General features: G+C 49.5%; 2 rRNA genes (1 of these 2 cut by a window edge). Both read right to left on the reverse strand.

The window, feature by feature from the left end:
• Window positions 1-115: ribosomal RNA gene (gene rrf / locus C200_RS05100) — 5S ribosomal RNA — on the reverse strand.
• 206 nt (window positions 116-321) lie between these two features.
• Window positions 322-2,500, reverse strand: a 23S ribosomal RNA gene (locus C200_RS05105) (it continues 714 nt past the right edge of the window).

Genomic DNA, 2,500 nt, shown 5'->3' on the forward strand with positions numbered 1-2,500 from the left:
GTTTGGTGATGTCCTACTTTCACATGGCAAAAACCACACTATCATCGGCGCTAAGGTGTTTCACTACTGAGTTCGGGATGGGATCAGGTGGGACCACCTTGCTATGGTCACCAAACAAAACTGGTAAAATTCGTTTTGCTGTCGGCTTTTAATTATTTTTTAAAAGCAGTTAAATTATTTAATCACGCTGATTATATCAACATGTTCGTCAATTAACAATTCTGGTAAAAAGTATCTCTGGATTATTTAATCGTTGTTTAATTAACGGGTCTGGTTGTCTTTTTAAAAACCGGTATTGGGTTTAAAACCCCTTGGGGTTATATGACCAAGCCTCACGGCGAATTAGTATTGGTTAGCTTCATACATTACTGCACTTCCACATCCAACCTATCAACGTCTTAGTCTTAGACGAGCCTTTAGGAGGGTCAAGCCCTCAGGGAGATCTCATCTTGAGGCTAGCTTCCCGCTTAGATGCTTTCAGCGGTTATCTATTCCGAACATAGCTACCCGGCAATGCGTCTGGCGACACAACCGGAACACCAGAGGTTCGTTCACTCCGGTCCTCTCGTACTAGGAGCAACCCCTCTCAAATCTCCAACGTCCACGGCAGATAGGGACCGAACTGTCTCACGACGTTCTAAACCCAGCTCGCGTACCTCTTTAAATGGCGAACAGCCATACCCTTGGGACCTGCTACAGCCCCAGGATGAGATGAGCCGACATCGAGGTGCCAAACACCACCGTCGATATGAACTCTTGGGTGGTATCAGCCTGTTATCCCCGGAGTACCTTTTATCCGTTGAGCGATGGCCCTTCCATACAGAACCACCGGATCACTAAGACCTACTTTCGTACCTGCTCGACATGTCCGTCTCGCAGTCAAGCGTGCTTTTGCCTTTATACTAACCGCATGATGTCCGACCATGCTTAGCACACCTTCGTACTCCTCCGTTACTCTTTCGGAGGAGACCGCCCCAGTCAAACTACCCACCATACGCTGTCCCCAACCCGGTTAACGGGCCTAGGTTAGAACCTCAAGAATACCAGGGTGGTATTTCAAGGATGGCTCCATGCAAACTAGCGTTCACATTTCATAGCCTCCCACCTATCCTACACAGATAGTCTCAAAGTCCAGCGCAAAGCTGTAGTAAAGGTTCACGGGGTCTTTCCGTCTAGCCGCGGATACACTGCATCTTCACAGCGATTTCAATTTCACTGAGTCTCAGGTGGAGACAGCTTGGCCATCGTTACGCCATTCGTGCAGGTCGGAACTTACCCGACAAGGAATTTCGCTACCTTAGGACCGTTATAGTTACGGCCGCCGTTTACCGGGGCTTCGATCAAGAGCTTCGCTTACGCTAACCCCATCAATTAACCTTCCGGCACCGGGCAGGCGTCACACCGTATACATCCTCTTTCGAGTTCGCACAGTGCTATGTTTTTAATAAACAGTCGCAGCCAACTGGTCTCTGCGGCCCCAACCAGCTTAGGACGTAAAGTCCATCACCAGCCAGGGCGTACCTTCTCCCGAAGTTACGGTACCATTTTGCCTAGTTCCTTCACCTGAGTTCTCTCACGCGCCTTGGTATTCTCTACCTGTCCACCTGTGTCGGTTTCGGGTACGGTTTCTTACAATCTGAAGCTTAGAGGATTTTCCTGGAAGCAGGGCATCAACCACTTCACCACTAAAAGTGGCTTCGTCATCAGCTCTCAGCATTAAATCCCCGGATTTGCCTAAGGATTCTGCCTACCACCTTAAACGCAGATAACCATCACTGCGCTGGCCTAGCCTTCTCCGTCTCCACATCGCAATTGTAAGAAGTTCAGGAATATTAACCTGATTCCCATCGACTACGCATTTCTGCCTCGCCTTAGGGGCCGACTCACTCTACGTCGACGAACGTTGCGTAGAAAACCTTGGACTTCCGGCGAGGGGGATTCTCACCCCCTTTATCGTTACTCATGTCAGCATTCTCACTTCTGATACCTCCAGCAACCCTCTCAGGTCACCTTCACCGGCCTACAGAACGCTTCGCTACCGCTCATAATAAATTATGAACCCGCAGTTTCGGTATATTACTTAGCCCCGTTAAATCTTCCGCGCAGGCCGACTCGACTAGTGAGCTATTACGCTTTCTTTAAAGGATGGCTGCTTCTAAGCCAACCTCCTAGCTGTCTAAGCCTTCCCACATCGTTTACCACTTAGTAATATTTAGGGACCTTAACTGGCGGTCTGGGCTGTTTCCCTCTCCACGACGGACCTTATCACCCGCCGTGTGTCTCCCGTAAAACAACTTTCTGGTATTCGGAGTTTGCATCGGGTTGGTAACCCGGGATGGGCCCCTAGCCGAAACAGTGCTCTACCCCCAGAAGTCTATTACGAGGCGCTACCTCAATAGCTTTCGCGAAGAACCAGCTATCTCCGAGTTTGATTAGCCTTTCACTCCTATCCACAGGTCATCCCCTGGCTTTTCAACGACAGTGGGTTCGGTCCTCCAGT

The sequence above is a fragment of the Piscirickettsia salmonis LF-89 = ATCC VR-1361 genome (genome assembly GCF_000297215.2).
In the GTDB taxonomy this organism is placed as follows: domain Bacteria; phylum Pseudomonadota; class Gammaproteobacteria; order Piscirickettsiales; family Piscirickettsiaceae; genus Piscirickettsia; species Piscirickettsia salmonis.